This window comes from Lysinibacillus sp. NPDC097279, from assembly GCF_044761745.1.
GTDB lineage: Bacteria > Bacillota > Bacilli > Bacillales_A > Planococcaceae > Lysinibacillus.
Window position 1 is genome coordinate 1,580,544 of the sequence record NZ_JBIWDA010000001.1, and the last position, 20,652, is coordinate 1,601,195.

25 protein-coding genes are annotated in these 20,652 nt (G+C 34.3%); 13 read left to right on the forward strand and 12 right to left on the reverse strand.

The genetic code is table 11. The features are described from left to right. Positions 1 to 113: 113 nt before the first annotated feature. Together ACIQ1H_RS07945 and ACIQ1H_RS07950 are read left to right on the forward strand one after the other, a co-directional pair. The gene (locus ACIQ1H_RS07945) at positions 114 to 851 is read left to right on the forward strand and encodes a response regulator transcription factor (RefSeq protein WP_402887876.1); all 738 of its coding nucleotides are present in this window, start codon (positions 114 to 116) and stop codon (positions 849 to 851) included. Continuing rightward, a complete protein-coding gene (locus ACIQ1H_RS07950) occupies positions 844 to 2,604 on the forward strand; it encodes a cache domain-containing sensor histidine kinase (RefSeq protein ID WP_402887878.1) in 1,761 nt (586 codons plus the stop codon). The genes ACIQ1H_RS07945 and ACIQ1H_RS07950 overlap by 8 nt, the downstream gene beginning before the upstream one ends. Positions 2,605 to 2,654: 50 nt before the next feature. Here ACIQ1H_RS07950 and ACIQ1H_RS07955 read toward each other — a convergent pair whose 3' ends face one another. Next, positions 2,655 to 3,263 carry an SCO family protein gene (locus ACIQ1H_RS07955; protein WP_402887880.1) on the reverse strand — a complete coding sequence of 203 codons (609 nt, stop codon included), beginning with the start codon at positions 3,261 to 3,263 and terminating at the stop codon, positions 2,655 to 2,657. Between the two features lie 416 nt (positions 3,264 to 3,679). On the opposite strand from ACIQ1H_RS07955, the gene ACIQ1H_RS07960 reads away from it, so the two are divergent. Both ACIQ1H_RS07960 and ACIQ1H_RS07965 read left to right on the forward strand, forming a co-directional pair. Then, a complete protein-coding gene (locus ACIQ1H_RS07960) occupies positions 3,680 to 3,844 on the forward strand; it encodes a hypothetical protein (protein WP_402887882.1) in 165 nt (54 codons plus the stop codon). A gap of 2 nt (positions 3,845 to 3,846) precedes the next feature. Beyond that, complete coding sequence (locus tag ACIQ1H_RS07965) at positions 3,847 to 4,221, forward strand: type II toxin-antitoxin system RelE/ParE family toxin (protein WP_402887884.1); 375 nt, start codon at positions 3,847 to 3,849, stop codon at positions 4,219 to 4,221. 199 nt (positions 4,222 to 4,420) lie between these two features. Here ACIQ1H_RS07965 and ACIQ1H_RS07970 read toward each other — a convergent pair whose 3' ends face one another. The 5 genes from ACIQ1H_RS07970 to ACIQ1H_RS07990 all read right to left on the reverse strand — a co-directional run bounded on the left by ACIQ1H_RS07970 (position 4,421) and on the right by ACIQ1H_RS07990 (position 7,474). After that, positions 4,421 to 4,549 (reverse strand): YvrJ family protein, encoded by a 129-nt coding sequence (locus ACIQ1H_RS07970; protein ID WP_337981502.1) that lies wholly within the window; start codon positions 4,547 to 4,549, stop codon positions 4,421 to 4,423. 77 nt (positions 4,550 to 4,626) lie between these two features. After that, positions 4,627 to 4,851 carry a DUF2922 domain-containing protein gene (locus tag ACIQ1H_RS07975; protein ID WP_402887886.1) on the reverse strand — a complete coding sequence of 75 codons (225 nt, stop codon included), beginning with the start codon at positions 4,849 to 4,851 and terminating at the stop codon, positions 4,627 to 4,629. A 27-nt stretch (positions 4,852 to 4,878) separates the two neighbouring features. After that, positions 4,879 to 5,094: a DUF1659 domain-containing protein gene (locus ACIQ1H_RS07980; protein WP_402887888.1), complete on the reverse strand. Its 216-nt coding sequence runs from the start codon at positions 5,092 to 5,094 to the stop codon at positions 4,879 to 4,881. Positions 5,095 to 5,297: 203 nt separating this feature from the next. After that, complete coding sequence (locus ACIQ1H_RS07985; RefSeq protein ID WP_402887890.1) at positions 5,298 to 5,726, reverse strand: NUDIX hydrolase; 429 nt, start codon at positions 5,724 to 5,726, stop codon at positions 5,298 to 5,300. Positions 5,727 to 6,034: 308 nt separating this feature from the next. Next, positions 6,035 to 7,474: a sigma-54 interaction domain-containing protein gene (locus ACIQ1H_RS07990; protein ID WP_402887892.1), complete on the reverse strand. Its 1,440-nt coding sequence runs from the start codon at positions 7,472 to 7,474 to the stop codon at positions 6,035 to 6,037. A gap of 368 nt (positions 7,475 to 7,842) precedes the next feature. Here ACIQ1H_RS07990 and ACIQ1H_RS07995 point away from each other — a divergent pair, with 368 nt between their 5' ends. From ACIQ1H_RS07995 to ACIQ1H_RS08005, 3 genes are read left to right on the forward strand one after another with little or no spacing between them, the layout of a single operon-like run. After that, a complete protein-coding gene (locus ACIQ1H_RS07995; RefSeq protein ID WP_402887894.1) occupies positions 7,843 to 9,024 on the forward strand; it encodes an aminotransferase A in 1,182 nt (393 codons plus the stop codon). A gap of 1 nt (position 9,025) precedes the next feature. Then, positions 9,026 to 9,223, forward strand: a complete 198-nt coding sequence (locus tag ACIQ1H_RS08000) for a DUF3311 domain-containing protein (protein WP_172771174.1) — start codon at positions 9,026 to 9,028, stop codon at positions 9,221 to 9,223. Further along, entirely contained in the window at positions 9,220 to 10,698 is a 1,479-nt protein-coding gene (locus ACIQ1H_RS08005; protein WP_402887897.1) for a sodium:solute symporter family protein, read from the forward strand. Before ACIQ1H_RS08000 ends, ACIQ1H_RS08005 begins: the two co-directional genes overlap by 4 nt. Positions 10,699 to 10,776: 78 nt before the next feature. Here ACIQ1H_RS08005 and ACIQ1H_RS08010 read toward each other — a convergent pair whose 3' ends face one another. Beyond that, on the reverse strand, positions 10,777 to 11,475 hold the full coding sequence (locus ACIQ1H_RS08010) for a Type 1 glutamine amidotransferase-like domain-containing protein (RefSeq protein ID WP_402887899.1): 699 nt from the start codon (positions 11,473 to 11,475) through the stop codon (positions 10,777 to 10,779). Between the two features lie 238 nt (positions 11,476 to 11,713). Between ACIQ1H_RS08010 and ACIQ1H_RS08015 the strand changes: the two genes are divergently transcribed. From ACIQ1H_RS08015 to ACIQ1H_RS08025, 3 genes are all read left to right on the forward strand, one after another. Next, on the forward strand, positions 11,714 to 12,037 hold the full coding sequence (locus tag ACIQ1H_RS08015) for a hypothetical protein (RefSeq protein WP_402887901.1): 324 nt from the start codon (positions 11,714 to 11,716) through the stop codon (positions 12,035 to 12,037). Between the two features lie 374 nt (positions 12,038 to 12,411). Continuing rightward, positions 12,412 to 13,614: an MFS transporter gene (locus tag ACIQ1H_RS08020; protein WP_172771170.1), complete on the forward strand. Its 1,203-nt coding sequence runs from the start codon at positions 12,412 to 12,414 to the stop codon at positions 13,612 to 13,614. Positions 13,615 to 13,917: 303 nt separating this feature from the next. Continuing rightward, positions 13,918 to 14,820, forward strand: a complete 903-nt coding sequence (locus ACIQ1H_RS08025) for a cation diffusion facilitator family transporter (protein ID WP_402887903.1) — start codon at positions 13,918 to 13,920, stop codon at positions 14,818 to 14,820. Positions 14,821 to 14,901: 81 nt separating this feature from the next. Here ACIQ1H_RS08025 and ACIQ1H_RS08030 read toward each other — a convergent pair whose 3' ends face one another. After that, the gene (locus tag ACIQ1H_RS08030; RefSeq protein ID WP_402887905.1) at positions 14,902 to 15,600 is read right to left on the reverse strand and encodes a CPBP family intramembrane glutamic endopeptidase; all 699 of its coding nucleotides are present in this window, start codon (positions 15,598 to 15,600) and stop codon (positions 14,902 to 14,904) included. An 86-nt stretch (positions 15,601 to 15,686) separates the two neighbouring features. Here ACIQ1H_RS08030 and ACIQ1H_RS08035 point away from each other — a divergent pair, with 86 nt between their 5' ends. Then, complete coding sequence (locus ACIQ1H_RS08035) at positions 15,687 to 16,412, forward strand: MerR family transcriptional regulator (protein ID WP_402887906.1); 726 nt, start codon at positions 15,687 to 15,689, stop codon at positions 16,410 to 16,412. Between the two features lie 86 nt (positions 16,413 to 16,498). On the opposite strand, the gene ACIQ1H_RS08040 is transcribed toward ACIQ1H_RS08035, so the two are convergent. The 4 genes from ACIQ1H_RS08040 to ACIQ1H_RS08055 all read right to left on the reverse strand — a co-directional run bounded on the left by ACIQ1H_RS08040 (position 16,499) and on the right by ACIQ1H_RS08055 (position 18,555). Beyond that, complete coding sequence (locus ACIQ1H_RS08040; protein WP_402887908.1) at positions 16,499 to 16,816, reverse strand: thioredoxin family protein; 318 nt, start codon at positions 16,814 to 16,816, stop codon at positions 16,499 to 16,501. Between the two features lie 105 nt (positions 16,817 to 16,921). After that, entirely contained in the window at positions 16,922 to 17,539 is a 618-nt protein-coding gene (locus tag ACIQ1H_RS08045; protein WP_402887910.1) for an FMN-binding negative transcriptional regulator, read from the reverse strand. 18 nt (positions 17,540 to 17,557) lie between these two features. Next, positions 17,558 to 18,076 (reverse strand): spermidine/spermine N(1)-acetyltransferase, encoded by a 519-nt coding sequence (gene paiA, locus ACIQ1H_RS08050; protein ID WP_402887912.1) that lies wholly within the window; start codon positions 18,074 to 18,076, stop codon positions 17,558 to 17,560. A 26-nt stretch (positions 18,077 to 18,102) separates the two neighbouring features. Further along, positions 18,103 to 18,555 carry a MarR family winged helix-turn-helix transcriptional regulator gene (locus ACIQ1H_RS08055; RefSeq protein ID WP_402887914.1) on the reverse strand — a complete coding sequence of 151 codons (453 nt, stop codon included), beginning with the start codon at positions 18,553 to 18,555 and terminating at the stop codon, positions 18,103 to 18,105. A gap of 112 nt (positions 18,556 to 18,667) precedes the next feature. Between ACIQ1H_RS08055 and ACIQ1H_RS08060 the strand changes: the two genes are divergently transcribed. Beyond that, positions 18,668 to 19,288 carry a YczE/YyaS/YitT family protein gene (locus tag ACIQ1H_RS08060; protein WP_402887916.1) on the forward strand — a complete coding sequence of 207 codons (621 nt, stop codon included), beginning with the start codon at positions 18,668 to 18,670 and terminating at the stop codon, positions 19,286 to 19,288. Positions 19,289 to 19,429: 141 nt separating this feature from the next. Further along, on the forward strand, positions 19,430 to 20,572 hold the full coding sequence (locus tag ACIQ1H_RS08065) for a winged helix-turn-helix domain-containing protein (protein ID WP_402887917.1): 1,143 nt from the start codon (positions 19,430 to 19,432) through the stop codon (positions 20,570 to 20,572). Positions 20,573 to 20,652 lie beyond the last annotated feature (80 nt).

A 20,652-nucleotide genomic window follows, 5' to 3' on the forward strand; every position in this document is an offset into this window, starting at 1 on the left:
ACTTGTTTAAAGTATCAATTTTCAACATTTTAGATTCATAAACTTTCTAAATAGAGTATGATAAAATGTAAATATTTTAATATTTCTAATTATTTTAAAGGTGATGATGTACTATGTATAAATTATTAATTGCTGACGATGAATTTGAAATTCGGAATGGCTTAAGCAGTTATTTTCCATGGGAAGAAATTGGTTTTGAAATAGTTGGTGTTGTTGAGAACGGGATAGAGGCTTTAGCTTTTATTTCAAATCATCATGTTGACGTGTTACTTACGGATATACGGATGCCAGAACTAACAGGTATTGAAATTGCGCAACAACTCGATGAACAAAAATCGCCAATTCATGTCGTGTTTTTAAGTGGCTATAAAGATTTTGATTATGCACAGCAAGCTATCCAATATGGTGTAAAAAACTATATAACGAAACCGACAAAATACAGTGAGCTTGTGACAGTTTTTACAAAAATTAAAGCACAGCTCGACGAAAAATATGTAACGTTTAAAACAGACTTTAATCATGATAAGGTCATTGAAACGATATTCAATTATGTGAACGAGCATTATCAACATGCTTCTCTTGAAGGCGCATCACAGCTTGTTCATTTAAATCCAGTCTACATAAGTAAATATTTCAAGGAAAAAACAGGCCGCAATTTCTCAGATTTTGTCGTCGAAGTTAAAATGGAAAAGGCAGCAATCTTTTTAAAAAATCCTGACTATAAAATTTACGAAATTAGTGAATTGACAGGATATAGCAATGCTAAAAATTTCACTCGTACATTCCGAAAATATTTTGGTAAAACACCTCGTGAATACCGAAACGAGGAGTGTGGTCTTCACATTGACTAATCATTACATACGTACCTATTTTTTGAAAAATTTAATTAGCTTATTAATCCCAATGCTTATTCCACTTATTGTATTAGGCGCATTATCCATTTTTTTAATTCAACAATATGTATTACAGGATATTATTGATCGCAATACAGATCTTTTAACGCAAACAAAGGAAAATATCGAGCTTATCTTTTATGAGCTCGATTCATTAAACAGCTATATTATTTCAAGTACAAATCAATTTGATAACTTGCAGCAGCTTATGGATAAGCCATCACTTACCCACCAGGACTATACGGACCTTGTCACATTAAAAAACTTTATTGATGCACCAAAAGAGGCTAGAGAATATATTCATTCGATATACATCTATGTAAAGAACGACTCTGGAAAGTATTTATCGACAACTACAACTGGTTTAGTCGAATTACGAAATACACTCGATTTTAATTGGTATCATAGCTTTGTAACGCACCTCGGCTATGAGGAAACTTGGGCTGAATCAAGAACTATTAAACGTATAACGAATAACCAAATGGATACACCTTTAAATATTATTACGATGTATCGCACTATCCCTAAAAATAATGGTGTGCTTGTCTTAAATATTAAAGCAGACTATTTGCAGCAACAGCTCGCATCACTGTCAACAACAGTAGGACGCAATTTAGTCATTGTGGACAATAAAAATAATATTATTTTTAACGAACAAAATTATGAACTAGGCAACCGAATCATACAAAGGCTGACATCTAATCCCAATACATTTTTTGATATGACAATTGATGGCAAGCCATACGTCATCTCTAAAATGGAGTCATCAAAATATGACTGGACATTTTTATCGATCAATCCTAAAACGAGTCTTTACCAAGTGCCAAAGAAACTGTTAAAACTTGTTTTATTTCTTTCAGCAATTTGCATCATCGGAAGTGTTATTTATGCCTTTTGGATAACGCGAAAAGCAACAGTCCATATGCGAAAGATATTAGCAATTTTTCAATCTGTTGAACAGGGCGGTGTATTACCTGACATTTCAATTCCTGTTAATGATGTGTATAGTCTCATTACACATAAAGTTTTACTCAATTTTACGGAGCAAAATACATTAAAAAGAAAGCTAGCGGAGAAAAAATATAAGGAGCAAACGTTAGAGCTAGCCGCCCTCCAATCACAACTGAATCCGCATTTTTTATTTAATACTTTAGAAACATTAAATTGGCGTGCCATCTCATTAACGGGAAAACCAAATGAGTTAAATGATATGATAGATAATTTAGCGACAATTCTTCGCTACTCACTTGACGATGAATCAAGTATGGTCCCTATAATGGAGGAAATTAAATACACGAAGCACTATATTGATATTTTGAAAGCACGTCATCAAAATCAATTTCACGTTCTATGGGAATATGATGATGATATTATGCCATTCAAAGTGAAAAAGTTGACGATACAGCCATTAATTGAAAACGCCATTGAGCACGGGAAACATAAAAAGCTTCTTTGTCATATTAAAATTAAATTGACCGTTCAGGCTGATTTGATGACATTAGCCGTTATCGATAATGGAAAAGGGATGGAACGAAGTCAGCTACAACTGGTACGTGAGCGTCTTCAGCAAAATGAGCAATACAGTCATATTGGGTTAAGTAATACACATAAGCGACTTCTTGTCGCCTTTGGAGATCATGGGGGGCTTACTATTCTAAGTAAAAAAGGTTGGGGAACGGTCGTTAAAATGAAGATTCCGTTGAAAATATAATAAGGTGTGCAAAAAAAGCTAGTGCTATACCCGCACTAGCTTTCTTTTTGTTATAAGTTTTCATCTATATATGTTTCTAAATCACCCACGATAGTATCGATTGGTACATCTGCTGCGTCCTTCGCATAGCCGTCATATTGTTTTACGAGGATACCTTCTTTATCGACTAAGAAAAATTGGATACCGTGGATAACTTGATCTGAATTTGGGTCATCCTTTACGAGTAATTTTGTGGATTTTACGGCAAATTGCTCAATATATGACTGAGAATACCCCGTAAGAAGATTCCATTTCGATTCGTCAGGCACTGTATATCTCGCTAAATAGTCAGCGAGCACTTCAGGTGTATCAACTTCAGGATCTACTGAAAAAGCGACAAGATTGTAATCCTCTATTCCTTTTTTCATGAGCTTTTCTTGTATTTGTGTCATGTTAAACGTCATTGGTGGACAAACTGAATTACAATTCGTGAAAATATACATGCCTAACCAAGGTTTGCCTTTTAAACTTTCAAGTGACACATTTTCTCCACGCTGATTGACATGGTCAAAATCTTGTATTTCATAACTATAATCAGCTTTAAACTTCACATTTCCACATGCACTCAGTACTGTAACTAACGCTAATAGTAACACGAATCCTATTACCTTATTTTTCATCTTCACACACTCCCTACCAACATTACCCCCATCTTATCGAATGGTGTAAGCGTTGACAACTACCTGACGTGACAGCTTTCTTACATCTTTGTGAAATCATCTTTCTTTAATCGAAACAAGCACATCATGTATTGCATCCAGCTTTACTTCAACGCTATGTAAAACAACATGCAATTAGAAATATTGACACTTTCAAATTAATTCTGTCATCAATAAATATATGTGACATATTAAGTGGAAATCTAGCAAAATAGTTTACCGAATTATAGTAAAATCTCAATTCATATATCGAAAAACTTGATTGATTGATGGAATTTGCTATGATTTATTTAAAGGATTGCACACCGTCTTTGCTTAATATATATAGGGATTAAAATAAGGCGGTGAGTGTAGTGTGTGATAAGGAGGAAAAAGATATGACAACAGCTGAAACAAGAAAAATAATCTCGATTAAATCCATTCCCTCTACTAGAAGTCATCCAATTTCTAATGCAATTCAAGAAGTTGATTTAATTGAACGAAAAGTATTACCTAAAAAATCAGCACGTTCTTTTTTAAAAGATTTACGTGAAGAGAATTAGTCATGAAGTATAGAGTTAACACAACGCCTACATTTGAAAAGGAGTTTAAGCGATTACTAAAGCGCTACCCTAAAATAGTGGATGATTTTGAAGCATTAATTGATGAAATTGAAGTAAATGCTGAATTAGGGGAGCCCATCCAGGGTGTAGGCGTAAAATATGAAAATCATATGAAAAAGTTTAAAATTTTCAAAAAAAGAATGCCAAATACAAGTGCGAAGCAAGGTAAGTCTGGTGGATTTCGAGTTATCATTTATTTAATTACGAGTAGTAATCAAGTATATTTATTAGATATATACTCGAAAAATGAGCAAGAAAATATATCCACAAAAGATATTGTAAACTTAATTAAAAAGAATGCACCCCAACTTAAATAATGGAACTACGACTCTCATAGCTTAACGTGAAGCTCACAAAAAACGATCATTTTAACAAACATCAATTTTTACAAAAAAAGTGTTAGATATTGAATAATCTAACACTTTTTCTCTTTGTGTTCCTATTGTTAATAGTAATTAGAAATGTCATAGCAACATCCAACTATTTTATGAAAATGTTGATTATCATTTTGTGAAATCATCTTTCCTTAATCGAAACAAGCACATCATGTATTGCATCCAGCTTTACTTCAACACGATGTAATAAATAAAACGATATGAGTATTGGAAAGCCAATATTGGAGACCATATTCAGCCATTGTTCCATAGTGCTTTCTCCTTTCGATATTTTGTTCCCTTTTTAAAAATGGTCTTTGCAGCTTAGTGCAAAGACCATTTCAATCATTATTTCATGCCTAGTTCAAATTCTGAAACTTGACGATCAATGAGCCGAGCACCCTTTATCCTCACAAAAGCACCAGCTTGTCCACCAAATACATTGTTCGTAATAATAGTTTGCATTACTTGTTGAATTTCAGTAGGTGTAACATTTGGTTTCGGTGCATCTATTGCAATCGCCGCCGTCTTCCCCGTCTCTGTTTCAAATAGTAACTCTAATACTTTTGCCATTGTAATCCCTCCTTATATTTTCTGTTATTACGATAATTCTGTAGTTTCTTGCTTCAAAATACCGTCGAGTGGCTGTGAGGAAAGACTCGCAATTGCTTTCGCTACAGCTACTAATGCTTCTGTAGTATGCGTACCATTGACATTACGGTATGTTTTGATTGCGAACTTTGGCTCATTTTTTTCATTGTGGCCCGCCATATACTTTAGACGAAGTGTTGCACCTAAAAAATTCGTTTTTTGCATCAGTAACACCCCCTTTCTACACACTATATACGCCTATTTCATGTGCGAAGGGACATTAATTTGACATTTGTTTTTGAAACAAGTAGCAGTTTACGACCACAAAATAAACAAGCGTGAAAAATACACCTATAAAAAAGCCGTCCGACTATCCGAACGACTTAAAAATATATTATTTGTTTCTTTAAAGTAAAAAGTGTAGCCATTCAAAGCAAATTGAGTAATCCGTTTGGCACTAAAGTTATTTTATTATTTGTAAAATCACTAATTGCTTTCCATAGCAATTTGAACGTTGCACCATTATCTTCTTTTCCAAAAAAAGAAGGGTTAGCATAAAAGGACTTGTCTACAAATTCAGCATCATATACAAATACTACTTCGTGCCCAAGGTCACCGTTATATGTAAATATGTTTTCAATTGTTCCTATATAGTTTAGATTCTGGATATTTGCCTCTATTTCTTCACGTACTTCTCTCTGTATTGCTTCCGCACTTGTCTCTCCAAATTCAATTTTCCCACCAATTGGCCGATAATAAAATTCCCCTTTTACTTCATCGAAACCTTCGGCGACAAGTATTAAATCGTCATTTCTAAATAGACAAATAGCTTTTGCTATAATTTGCTCAGCCCTCATTCTATTCCTCCAAACGCCACCTTTATTGAATACTTCTTTTTAATCCCAACTAGGTACTGCTCATCACGAAGTTGTCTTATTTATTTTCCCAGATATAATATGGCAAATTATAATCGTAGCTATAAAGATAAAGGTATGCATCAATGCTTCAAGACAGGGATATTTATGTTTATATAATTGAATGACTAGCATTAAAATAAAAGCTAAACTATAAAAACTATAAAAAAATGTTCTTTTCAAATAAATTTCCCACTTCCTTTATCCTTCATTTTAAAGATAGAGATTTTCTGACTTCCCCTCTTTAAACGTTATTCCGCACTAGTTAAGTTTTTCGTTTCTGTCACGCTTAAATTATACTTTTTGAACCGTCTTGCAATATAGGCTTGGGTGACGCCTAGCTTAGCAGCTGTTTTTCTTGTACTTTGAAGTTGATTATACGTTTTTTCAATGATTTCTTTTTCAATATGATTAAGGTATTCCGTTAAAGATTGACCTTCAGGTAATGTATCCAGCAAATTAGCTGTCTCTTCACGACGAAAGTCACTCGGAAGATTCTGTTCATTAATTACTTGATTAGGCGCTGTTATGACCAATCGTTCCAATAGATTTTCTAATTCTCTAATATTTCCAGGCCAATCATAGTTATATAAAATATTAGTTAGTTTACCAGATAAGCTACGGTCTTTTTGATATTTATTATTATATTTTTTCAGGAAAAAGTCCAAAAGAGGGACGATATCTTCTCTACGTTCCCTTAAAGGAGGGATTGTTAATGGCAAAATATTTAAGCGGTAATATAAATCAGCCCGAAATTGTCCAGCTTTTGTCATTTCTAAAAGATTAGCATTTGAGCCAGCAATAACTCGAACGTCTGCTTGATGGACTTGTGTATCTCCAATCGGTGTATATGTTTTATTTTGAAGGAACAAAAGTAATTTAGATTGTATTTGCAATGGGAGTTCACTAATTTCATCAAGAAATAAAATGCCATTTTCTGCTGCAGCGATTAGCCCTATTTTCCCGTTATTATTGGCTCCTGTAAATGCACCTTTCTTATAGCCGAAAAGCTCTGATTCAATTAAAGACTCAGGAATTGCACCACAATTCAAGTGTACAAAAGGCTTATCGCTGCGGTTACTCAATTGATGCATTTTTTGGGCAAAGGCACTCTTCCCTACGCCAGTTTCCCCTGTAATTAAAACAGTCGTATCCACATCTGCCACTTTTTCAAGCCATTCAAGAGCTGTGTGAAAAGCTTTACTTTTTCCAACAAATGATTCTAGCTCTTGCTCTTTATTTTGATGCCTAATCATTTCCCGAATTTGGTTTTTATAACGTTGTAAAAGATCTTCTGCCTTTTCCAATTCCATATTCATATTAAATGCTTCACTTAACGTGCGAGCATGGGTAACAATAAATTCTATTTCACCATTTTCGTCAGTAATATAATCCCCCGATACTAGTAGTTTCTGGTTGTTCTTTATAACTTGTACTGTGTTGACAAACTGCTTATTCTTCAACACTAGACGGGCAATGGAAGGTGAAAATAACCCCCTTTTTTCCATATCAAATACACTCTGATTGATTAAGTCCACTTCATCCACATCAAACAGTCCCCGCTTCGCAGCATCATTTACCCAAATTACGGTTCCATTTTTATCAAGTACCCAAATACCGTCCTTTATAGTGTTCATAATATCTAAAAAAAATTGATTCTTTTCATCTTGAAAAAGAGCTAATTTATCCATTCCAATCACCAAATTCTCTATTATTACATTCAATTCTATCAAAGTTTGTTAAATAATCTATCAAAACGAGCCGCTCCATAATTTTTTTAACAATATAATCATCCTTATTTACAGGTCAATATAGATGTTTCACTACATTTTTGATTCGGAAACGACTCATTTGGAATCTCTTTTTAAACATACAATCGCATTTAATGATGATGTGTTATACAAATTTGAATCGAAAACGATTCAGTGATTTTAAATCGAAGCATCAATTCGTCAAATTACTTATTGAAAACATTGATTTATCAACGTTTTCGAATTGGCATGCTTTTTGCATATTACTAAGCTGTCCCCAAATATAGAGATAGGAAAAGGAGAGCAAGATGAAATATTTACTTAATAAAACGATTAAAGACATTAAAATTTCGGCCATACGCGAAATTGGAAACAAGGTGGCAAATGACCCGTCGATTATTAATCTGACAATTGGACAGCCAGATTTTGTCACACCACACTCTATTTTAGAAGCAGGAAAACAGGCTATTGATGCACATAAAACTGGTTATACACATAACGCAGGTGTACTTGAGCTTCGACAGGCTGCTGCTAACTTTGTCAAAAGACGCTATAACCTTAATTACAATCCAGAAGATGAGATTTTAATTACAATGGGTGCAAGTGAAGCGTTAGATATTGCCTTTCGTACAATTTTAGAGCCTGGTGATGAAGTCATTTTACCTGCACCAATTTATCCTGGTTATGAGCCACTTATTCGTTTGTGCTACGCAACACCTGTATTTGTTGATACACGGAAAAATAATTGTAAAATCTCAGCAAAATTAATCGAAGAAAACATAACAGAAAAAACAAAATGTGTTGTTTTACCGTATCCATCAAACCCTACAGGTACTATGCTAGAGGCTCGTGAATTAGAAGAAATAGCAAATCTATTAAAAGGTAAAGATATTTTTATTATTTCAGATGAAATATATAGTGAGCTAACGTATGGATTAAAACATACGTCAATTGCTTCATTCCCAGCAATGAAAGAGCAATGTATTGTCATCAACGGTTTATCGAAGTCCCATGCTATGACAGGCTGGCGAATCGGCTACACATTAGCCCCTGCTTATATAACAGAAGAAATGTTTAAAGTTCATGCCTTCAACTGTGTATGTGCAAATTCAGTTAGTCAATATGCTGCGATCAATGCATTAAATGACGATTTACCAGAAGTCGAAGAAATGCGCCAACAATATGAAAAACGACGGAACTTTATTTTTCAACGTATTACAGACATGGGCTTAGAAGCAATTGAACCAGATGGTGCGTTTTATTTATTTGTTTCCATTGAAAAAACAGGTTTAAGTTCAAATGATTTTGTCCATCAGCTTGTGGAAAAAGAGAAAGTCGCCGTTATACCAGGCTACGGATTTTCTGAATATGGAGAAGGCTATATCCGTATTTCGTATGCATGTGCAATGCAACATTTAGCAGAGGGGTTAAATCGTATACAACAGTTTGTACATCCCCTATTAGAAAAAGCACTTGAGGAGGTTGATTAATTTGAAGCCATTATATTATCTAGCGTTTATTCCAGTCTTAGGTTTTCTTGTTGGTGTACCTTTAACGAATCGTGTTGAACCTTATGTATTAGGGCTCCCATTTTCGATGTTTTGGATTGTTTTATGTGTCGTGCTAACTTCCTTAACAACATTTGTTATGTATAAGTTGGATCAGCATGATGAGGAGGGCGTAGAATGAATATTTCTATTACAATTATGATTTCGTTTGTCATCGTCTGTATGTATTGGGCGATTAAAGCTGGTCGAGGTAAAAATGAGAATATGGAGGAATGGGCATTAGGTGGACGTGGCATGGGTGCCATCGTAACGTTCTTTTTATTAGCGGGTGAATTTTTTACAGCATTCTCACTAACTGGATTAGTGGGACTAGCCTATAATAGTGGCATTGCAACGCTTTATATTATGACTTATATTTCAATTGGTTGCGTACTAGGCTATTTCCTATTACCTAAAATCAGACGGTATAGTAAAGAACATAATTTAATGTCGCAAGGTGATTTTTTTGAGAAGAAATATACGAGTCCATTTTTAGGAAAACTCATCACAGTTGTAGGTGTAGTGGCAATTGTCCCAATGATTGTAATGGCATTGAAAGGTTTAGGGCTGATTGTATCTGTTGCCTCCTACGGGGTAATATCTTCTACTACAGCAATATGGATTGGGAGCATTATTGTCGTAATTTATACATTAATTTCAGGGCTCCACGGTTCATCCCGCGTAGCATTAATTAAGGATATTCTTACATTTGGCGTACTTTTATTTTTAGGATTGTATTTACCGTTCCATTATCATGATGGTGTTGGGTCAATGATTAAAAATATTTCTGAAGTGAAGCCACATGTGTTGTTCTTTCCAGATGCAGGTCTAAGCCTTGTTTGGTTTATCTCTACAATTATATTAATGGCATTAGGAGTGTATATTTGGCCGCATACGTTTTTATCAACATATGCAGCGAAAAGTGACAAAGCACTTCGTAAAAATACGATTTTAATGCCTCTGTATTCATTAATGCAGCTATTTTCTTGCTTTATCGGATTAGCAGCAATCTTAACAATCCCAAATCTATCAGGTGCCGAAAGTGATTTGGCATTAATTCAATTAGTATTCCAAACATTTGACCCATGGGTTGTCGGATTAATTGGAGCCGCTGGATTATTGGCATCATTAGTTCCATGTTCAGTAATGCTTATTACAATTGGTTCCATGATAACTTCTAATATTTATGTTCAATTAAAACCAAATACTTCAGCTCGTAAGCAAATGAATATTGCCCGATATTTCGCAATTATTGCTGCGATAATTAGCCTATACTTATCATTAAACTCAAGTGGTGCACTCGTAGTATTACAATTAATTAGCTATAACTTTATCATACAGCTTTTCCCTGCTCTAATTTTTAGTTTATTGAAGACAAACTTTGTGACGAAGCAAGGTGCTATCGCTGGAATTGTCGTTGGTATATCCTTCGCCTTAATTTCAGCAGCGACAGGCACAACAATAGCAACGTTATTCCCTAATTTACCATCATTTATTTTAGACATTAACAATGGTTTATATATGTTAATTATCAATGCAATCATTACAATAGTGGTCAGTCTTCTCCCACAAAAAGCAGCATCTGAAAATAACAGCTTAGAACGCGGAATCATCTAATATAAAGTGTCAGGCACTCAAACAATTTCTCCACCAAGATTTTGTTTGGTGTCAGGCACTCAAACAATTTTTTCAAACCTAAAGAGTACCTAAAAATTTTGTTTCAAGTTCCATTTCTGTCATTTCCGTATCGAAATTAACTTTATAGGCCTTAGCGTTTGGTCTTGAACTGACAATATGACTGATTTCTTGGTCAACGAAATGAATGGCAACACCGTCATCAGCTGCATAACCAGGGGTAATACTATTAGTAGCAATAAGATTTTGATATGAAGGCCTTCTTTCAGATTCTCCATCGTAATGAGGACAATTACTCCCTTTTAGGAATCCTAAACATTTTAATGGCGCTAGTCCATCACCATAAGAATCTGTAACCCCTTCCTCGAACCAACAAATGGAACCCGCACTAATACCAGCGAGTACTATACCTTGTTCCCAAGCTTTTTTTAGAATTGTGTCCAATCCCCAAGCTCTCCATAAAACTAATAAATTTTTTGTATTACCACCGCCAACATAAATAATGTCTTTTTCCAGTAAAAAACTTTCTAGATCTCTTGTCGGTGGGTTAAATAAAGATAAGTGCGATGGCTGACAATCCTGTTTCTCAAAGAAATGATAAAATCGAGAAATATAATTATCTGAATCCCCACTTGCTGTTGCAAGAAAACAGATCTTCGGATTTGTTTTCCCAGATTGATGAAGAATATATCTATCCAATAAAGGATTTTCGGGCTCCATCGAAAAGCCACCACCGCCAAGTGCAATAATTTGCTTCATATTCTCCATCCTTTCAACTTTGTTCCTTATGGATTATAATACCTCATATACCCATCATTTGGATGATTTTGACCATTTTCATTTTAGAAAATGTCCAATACATTTATACGAAAAATGAATGAGTTTATAATGGTCATTTCATACACTTTATAAAAAAAGATAAAATGATAATAAAATAGATTTAACATATACTCTTTGGCGGGCAAAATTATTAAACTATTTTTAAGGAGCGGAGCATTTGAAAAAATTCGTAATGGTAGTGACGCTTGTTAATTGTTTAATTATCTTTTCCCTTATAGGATGCTTTGGTTATATAAAATATAAACTTTACGCAATAAAAAAAGAGACTTACGAATTTTTAATAGATGATAAGAAGTATAATAAGGAACAAATATATTCAATCGACTCAAAGCTAGGTGTCGGCATCCTATTTCAGGCATCTGTTGTTTTTGAAGATGAACAAAATATCGTATACGACTATGCGAAAATCCAAGGGCAAATTAAGCAAATATACCCTAGCGAAGCTGATACCGATGACAATTATAAACATAAAGCACAATAATAAAACGCAAAATAAGCACCTCGCTTTTTACATCGCATATCCCATCGCTCCATATCAATTGAATAACGAGGCTATTTTCGAATTTTGCTCTCTTACACCTCCCATTGAATAAAACAGGATACAATTCACATATTAAGGACTTGACTCTAAAATTGAATAATAATTATAATTCAACTATTCAACAAATGACTTGCATAGTTAAAAGAATGGCCTTGCCTCTATAACCTTCTCTCAATGAATAATAGTTTTAGAGCTGTTAAATAGTAAAATTTAATAATTTAGTCAAATAGCTAGAAAGATGGTGTTACATACAATTGAAAACTGCGAATAATTCAAACGGGCATTTTGTAAATTCTCCCGAAAAACTGAAACAAATGTATAAAAGAGTTTTACTTGTTGTAAGTTTATCACAAGTTTTTGGAGGAGCAGGTCTTGCAGCAGGGATTACTGTAGGCGCACTATTAGCGCAAGAAATGCTTGGGACAGACGCATATGCTGGATTGCCTTCCGCGCTATTCACATTAGGTTCTGCCATCGCAGCATTTCTAGTTGGAAAGCTCTCACAACGTTACGGACGTCGTTTAGGTCTAACTATAGGTTTTATTACAGGTGGACTTGGTGCGATTGGCGTCGTCATTGCCGCTTTATTAAATAGTGTTTTCTTATTGTTCGCCTCCCTACTTGTTTACGGTGCAGGAACAGCAACAAATTTACAGGCTCGTTATGCTGGGACAGATTTAGCAAATAAAAAACAACGAGCAAAAGCAATAAGTACGACGATGGTTATGACAACATTCGGCGCTGTAGCAGGACCTAATTTAGTTGAAGTCATGGGGAAATTTGCACGTTCTATCGGTATTCCGTCATTAGCTGGCCCCTTTATATTATCTGCGGTAGCATTTATATTGGCAGGATTGGTTCTTTTTATTATGCTTCGGCCTGATCCATTACTTTTAGCTAAGTCAATAGAAACCCATCAACAACAAGACACAGATGGAATGAGCAATCTTTCTAGTCCTCTAATGAATAAAAATGGGATTATTGTCGGTGCAGTTGTCATGGTCCTTACGCAAATAGTTATGGTGGCCATTATGACCATGACGCCGATTCATATGCAACATCACGGACATAGTTTAAGTGCTGTAGGGATTGTAATTGGTTTTCATGTTGGAGCGATGTATCTTCCCTCTCTCGTAACGGGCATTCTTGTAGATAAGATTGGTAGAACGACGATGAGTATCGCTGCAGGTGTTACATTACTACTTGCAGGTTTAGTCGCTGCATATGCACCAAGCGATTCGATGTTTATGCTCATATTGGCCCTTTCTTTATTAGGGCTCGGCTGGAATTTTGGCTTAATTAGTGGAACTGCTCAAATTGTTGACTCTACAGAACCTTTAACACGTGCGAAAATTCAAGGAACAATTGACGTTTTTATTGCGTTAGCAGGTGCTACAGGAGGTGCTCTTTCAGGAGTGATTGTTGCAAATTCAAGTTACGCAGTTTTATCGTTAACTGGTGGACTTTTATCGTTATTGCTGGTACCCGTGATTATCTGGTATCGAAAAGCAAGCTAAAAAATTTATATATTTAAGGAATTGACCAAGTTTTCAATTAATCCTATGGAGGCTTGGTTTTTTTCTGTCTAATTCATTAGCCCGCCCCTAGCATTACCAGTCTAAAACACTTGAGACAAATCATTATTGAACCAATGAATATATTATGGTACACTCAGTGGACGCCTATATAGGAGTGAGTAATATGATTGAAATTCCAAATTCACGAAAAAAACTATATTTTTTTAATCAAAACCTTTGACGTATAACGAGTCAAAGGTTTTTGTTGCTTTTAGGAAAGAATTTTATTGGAGGTATACTTTTATGAGTCAAAGCACAAATTCAGATGCTTCAATAGTCGCTGGATGGATTAGTTTAATAAGCAATATCGTATTAACAATTTTAAAAATTGTAGTTGGTACGCTCTTCCATAGTCCTGTTCTTCTAGCAGATGGTTATCATAACGCGGGAGATGTGATTGCAAGCGGGGCCGCTTTAACATCAATGCGTATTTCTAAACTCCCTGCCGACGAGGATCATCCATACGGACATGGAAAGGCTGAAGTGATTAGTTCAGCTATTGTAGGAATCATTTTAATAATTGCAGCATTGTATATTGCATATGAATCGATTACAGCATTCTTTCATGAACCAGAAAAAGCCAGTTTAACTGCCTTTTTTACTGCAATCATCTCACTTGTTTGGAAGCTCATTTTATACGTCTATACGATTAAAATTGGCAAAAAAACAAATAGTAAAGGCTTAATTGCCACTGCATATGATCATCTTGCTGATGTGTATGCTTCAATAGCTGCAGTATTAGGTATTGGGCTTGCGCTCGTGGGAGAACTCACTACTATTCATATCCTTACATATGGGGATCCTATTGCTGGTATTATTGTGACAATATTGGTTTTTAAACTTGCATATGGGATGCTCTTAGAAGCGATCGACACTCTTATGGAGAAAAGTGTAAGTCGGGATACATTGGATAATTTCGCATCGTTAATTTTAACGATTCCAGAAGTAAAACGTATAGATCGTTTACGTGCGAGAGAACACGGCCATTATGTATTGGTAGATCTTCGTGTGAGTGTACCTGGAGGCTTAACAATCCAAGAAGGTCATGATATTATTCGTAAAATAAAGAAAACGATAATGGAAAAGCATCAGAATGTAGAAGAGGTTCTAATTCATCTAAATCCTTGGTACGAGGATGATAAATAAATGTGAAACAACAATACCTCCAAACTAATCACCTTTAGTTTGGAGGTTCTTTCATGTGCTATAACTTTTCATAACAGTTTTTTATCCGAAACTTGTCAGCAAAACCATCAAGCCATTTGTGATGCCATGAATACATATTGGTGTCCAAATCGATTGCGTTCGTTCATATGCTAAAGCGAATAGGATACCACTAAAAAAGTTTACAGGCATTACGTTATATGTTGGTATATGAACAATTGTAAAAATGAGTGAGCTCAACAATATAGCACTAGTAAATCCTACACGTGTTCGTAACCAACGATATAAAAAACCTCGATAAAAAATTTCTTCGTAAATTGGTGAAATTATAGCTGCGGAGATAAAGGCGATCAAAATCGTAAAAAACGTAACACTTTGCTGCATTGCCTCTGTTTTGCTGTTTTCTACGGAGATACCTAGAAAACTAGTAAGCACGACAATCAGCACAGCACCCATGAATAAAATAACAGAATAAATCATAATGACTTTCCAATCAATGTTTGATTTTAGCCCTACTTCACCCCATGAAAGTTTTTTAGGGCGTAGTGCAATAAAATAAACACCCAATAGAAGGGTAATTGCTATAGTTAACCCCGTTAATGTCCCCGCATATAGTTCATTATTAAATACTTGAAAATAGAAAGGCTTAACAACAAATTTAATAACACCGATTACAAACACAAATTCTAGTAATAGTAATAAAATAAATTCTTTCCATCCCCAATCGTCTTGCTCTTTCCAGTTTAATTGCATTCTTTCCATCCACAATCCCTCTTTCTCTATATGTTATGATTTAAGTGTATTAGATGACGTTACGTCACCTGCAACCTTTTTTAGGAGGAAATTAAATGAAAAGATGGACTACTGGCGAGGTATCGAAACAACGGAATATCTCCGTTCGTACACTTCGTTATTACGATCAGATTAATCTCCTTACACCAAGCTTTAAAGAGGATAATGGAAGGAGGTACTATTCAGAAGAGGATCTGTTTAAATTAGAGAAAATCATCATTTTAAAATCACTTTCATTGCCACTCGATAATATCCGAGATTTATTAGATAAGCTATCCTACAAACAAATTTTAATTTCGCATCATAATTATTTACAAGAACAACTATCCAAACTTCAAATGAGCATTTCAAATACGTCTTCCTTAATTAATATGATTGATTTGGAAGAATCATTATCTTGGGAACATGTCACAAAACTTGTTCAAAATTCACAGACCAACGCAAAAAAATGGATAGACTATTTTAAAGATGATGAAAAAGAATTTTTAATAGATGTAATTCCAAACCTTAGTAATAATGATACAACGACACAACAATATATTACGTTACTACAACGAATTGAATGGTGTATAAAACATAATATTAAGGCAGAATCAGAAGAAGGATTTCAAATTGGTTCCAAATTAATAGAACTATCAAATGATACTTTTCATGGAGATACGGAATTGATTGAAAAGTTTTGGGAGGTTAGAAAACGTCCTGTCGAGGAAACTGGGCTATACCCGATTTCAGAAGATGTACTTGACTTTGTGGAACGTTGTATTGCTAATATAGAAGCTTGAAATACAACAATAAAGCTATAGGAATCTCCTCCTATAGCTTTTCAAAAAATAATGCTGATTGCAATGTTGTAATTTTCTCTGTCACATTATGCTGCTATTCCATCAATAAAAGCTTCAATCTCTTGCTGTGTTTTACGATCTTTGCTAACAAATCGGCCAACTTCATTGCCTTTGTCGAAAGCTAAAAAGCTTGGAATACCAAAAACATCTAATTCAACACATAGGTCGATGAATTGATCGCGGTCAATCTTTACAAAGTTATATTGACTGTAGTTTTCTTCAATTGTAGGCATAATAGGGTCGATAAATCGACAATCTCCACACCACTCTGCTGAAAAAACAAATATTGTACGCTCACCTTTTTTTAATTCTTCAAATTGCTCAATTGATTGTAAATTTTCCATGTAAAAATCTCCTTTATAACTGCTGTTTTTCTAATAATAGCATATTTCCATCAAAGGGTATTTCTAAAACAATCCAAGCAAGCAGATGAACAAAGAAGTCTATATTTACTTTTTACAGCTCTTTTCCATTAACTGTGCCATTTGTTTCGAGTTTGGCGTTTCTTCATTTTTTAATTGGTCAATAATGTTTATATAATCAGCTTCATTACGGTTTTGACTTAATTTATATGCAGCTTGAATTTCGCCAATCTTTATTTTAAATCCGACAATACCTTTCATTTCCTTTTCTAATAATTCAGGGGAAAGGCTTTCCCATAAAATAGGATTCTCTCTATTACTCTCATATTTTACTAATAGCTTTGTTAAATCTTCGACTAATTCTTCTTTTTCTAAAATAGTTGCGTGTCCATAGATGTGGACAGACTGATAATTCCACGTGGGAACATTTTCCTGTTCATACCATGAAGAAGAAATATACGCATGTGGGCCCTGAAACATAACGAGCACATCTTCACTCGTTTCAAATGTTCTCCACTGTGGGTTACCATATGCCATATGCCCAGTGAGATAACAATCCTCGCCCTTTTTATTAAACATTAAAGGTAAGTGAGTCGCAATCGGCTTACCTTGTTTTGTTGTTACGAGTGTAGCAAAAGAGTTCATTTGAATAAATTGTTCAATTTCATTAACATCCGTGACTTTATAGTATTTAGGAATATACATATATACCCTCCTTAATATTTAGATTAGCGTTTTAGTCATAATAATATCCATTTGTTCTTCATCACCCATATAAAATGAGTGTGCGCCAGTTTGCACAAAGCCTAACTTATTATAAAAACGTATTGCCTTCTCATTTTTTTCCCAAACACCTAGCCAGATACTTTTTTTATTTTGTTCTTCTGCAATTTCTATCGCTTTGTCAATCAGATATTTACCAAGCCCTTTTCTTTGAAACTTGCTTCTTATATAAATTCTTTCAATTTCGAGAAACTCATCCCCCATTTTTTCTGATTGGGCATCATTTACATTAACTTTTAAATATCCTGCAATTTCTTCATCACACCATATGAAATAAAATTGGGAAGAACGATTGGCCAATTCCTGTTCTAGTTGTGTTGAAGTAAAAGCTCTATCCAAATAGGCTTTCATATTGTCAGCTGAATTTTGATTACTAAATGTATCATTGAACGTTTCAATACTTATTTCTCGGAGTATTTGTAAATCTTCCAAGTTGCACTTTGTAATTTTTTCTGTCATTTTTACTTCAGCCCCTTTATTTAAATTCAATAATCTCTCTTATTTCCCTTTTTCACATATTCCCAGTCGACTTCAACGTTTTCTCTCACCCTCTTCAGAAGATGAAAAATGGTTTGTGATTCACTTTCGGAAAACCCTGCTAATGCGACACTATTGGAATAATCATTTTCTCTTTTTATAATTGGAAAGATTGTTTTCCCTTTTTCTGTAGGAAAGAGTTTTTTTATTTTTTTGTTATGGTCATCCTCTTTCTTTTCAATAAAGCCATTCATCTCCAATTTTTTAATAGCCCGAGCTGCTGTAGTTCGATCTACTTTAATCATCTCTGCTAACTTTTCTTGTATAATACCTGGATTTTCACAAATACGTACAAGATATAAATATTGCCCTTTTGTAAGGTCATATTCTTTAAACTCTATATTACTGATAGAATCTAACGCCCTTGCAATCATGCCTATTTCACGAAGAATTTCCTCCATAAATTATCTCCTCCGTTTTTTATTGCAAATGCAACAAAAAGAATATATATTGAATTTAACCTAAATTTGTTGCAAATGCAACAAAAAATCAGTGGTAGAGAGGTCGAAAAAATTGAAATATAGTTTATATGTTGTTGGAATTTTACTATTAACCCTTGGTATTTCTTTTACGATTCAATCCGATTTAGGAACTTCTCCGTTTGATGCACTTTTGGTAGGATTGTCTGTCAATGTAGGTCTAACTGTAGGAAGTTGGGAAGTAATTATAGCAATCATAATGATTGGCTGTAATGCAATCATAATTAAACAAAGGCCAGAGTTTTTAGGATTAATTACAGCCTTTATTACAGGGATTGGGATTGATCTATGGCTATTTTTGTTACATAAATTGGTAGCACCAGAACTATTGTTTAGCAAAACCATTTGCTTTGGAATTGGATTGATCATTATCGGCTTAGGAACTGCAATCTATTTACAAACAAATATTGCACCGATTCCTGTTGATCGATTAACATTAATCATTCAACAATTAACGGGAAAAAGTATTTATTTTGCCCGAACATCCATTTACCTATTGTTTTTACTATTAGCAATGCTGTTTAACGGACCGATTGGTATTGGCACTCTATTAACCGTTAGCTTAGGTGGTCTAATATTGAATTTCTTTATGCCAATTACACAAAGATTAATAAACAACAATTTAACACCTGCTGCTACATTAAAAAAAGGATAGCGTTAACCTTCACGCTTGACGATAATGTATGCAGTGATGGCAAGCATGGGATTTCATCGCATGTTCTAAGTAATTAGGTTTATAAATCACCTATCTGTTAAAATAAACGATAAGCATATACCATTTTATGGAGGTGAAGGAATGGAAAAGATTCAGTTTTCCAAAACTGATTATAACGTAACATATCGTTCAGAAAAAATTGTATTTTTACCGAGGGAATATCAGCTCTTTAAATTTTTATATCAAAATCCTTCACGTGTTTTTTCTAGGGAAGAACTATTGAACGCTGTTTGGCCAATGGAAGATCCAGTCGATAGAACTGTAGATGACCATATTTATAGAGTTCGGAAGAAAATTCAACCCTTTTCATCCGTTGTAGAAATAGAAACGATTAGAGGACAAGGATACCTTTTGACAATGAAAGAGGTACACGACAGTCCATTGTTAAAAGACAACGAAGTATCTGCACAAATTAAAAATCTTTTTCATAAATATCATCGCTACGGACAGGGAGATGCATTAAAGCTTTTGGCAGAAAATCAGAATGTGTTCGGCTTCCAAATCGATTTGCCAGAACTTCTGTATCTTCATTTCATGAAAGGAGATTTCAGATGGTTTCTTGAAGCACAAGAAATCGACTTTTGGGAAAAATGCTTTTATTTATTACACATCTATTCATTCGTAGAGTCGGATAAAGAGAAATGCTTTGATTACTTAACTAAAGCTTTATGTGCAGAGGAAATACCAGCGTATCATCGTTTAGAAATGAGGTTGTTAAATCGTCTATCATTATTGATAATCACTAAACAACTAGATAAAGCTGCTACCCTACTACATCAATCTAAACATGAGATTTATGAAAAAAACTTGGAAGGTTTCATCCCCTTAATCTTGCTTTTCGAACTATGGCTTTCCTTACTTCAGAAGGACATTTTAGAGATAGAGGAGAGGATGGAAAAAGCAGAAAAAAAGCTTGCAAGTTATCCATATTTAAGAGAAAAAGCAAACTTTTCAATTATTAAAGGCATTTATTGGCTGCTTAAAAAAAATGCCTCGAAAGCTAACGATTTTTTTGATGAAGGGTTTCAGCAACTGCTAGAAGCTAAATTCATACCTGGAGTGTTAATGAATATCAATATGATATTGTTTTGTTTAGATGAGTTTGGTATGAGTGGCACACTGCAAACTTACTTTAAAGAATTAAAGGAAAAATATATTCAAGAATACAAATTAAATGAATTACATAGTAAAATCGAACATCAGTTACACCACCATTTAAAATAATTGCTCGACATTTATTTCCTCTGATATTCCTCTGATAATTGCTCGTTATGCTTGTAATTAGCACTAACGTGGAGGGATTA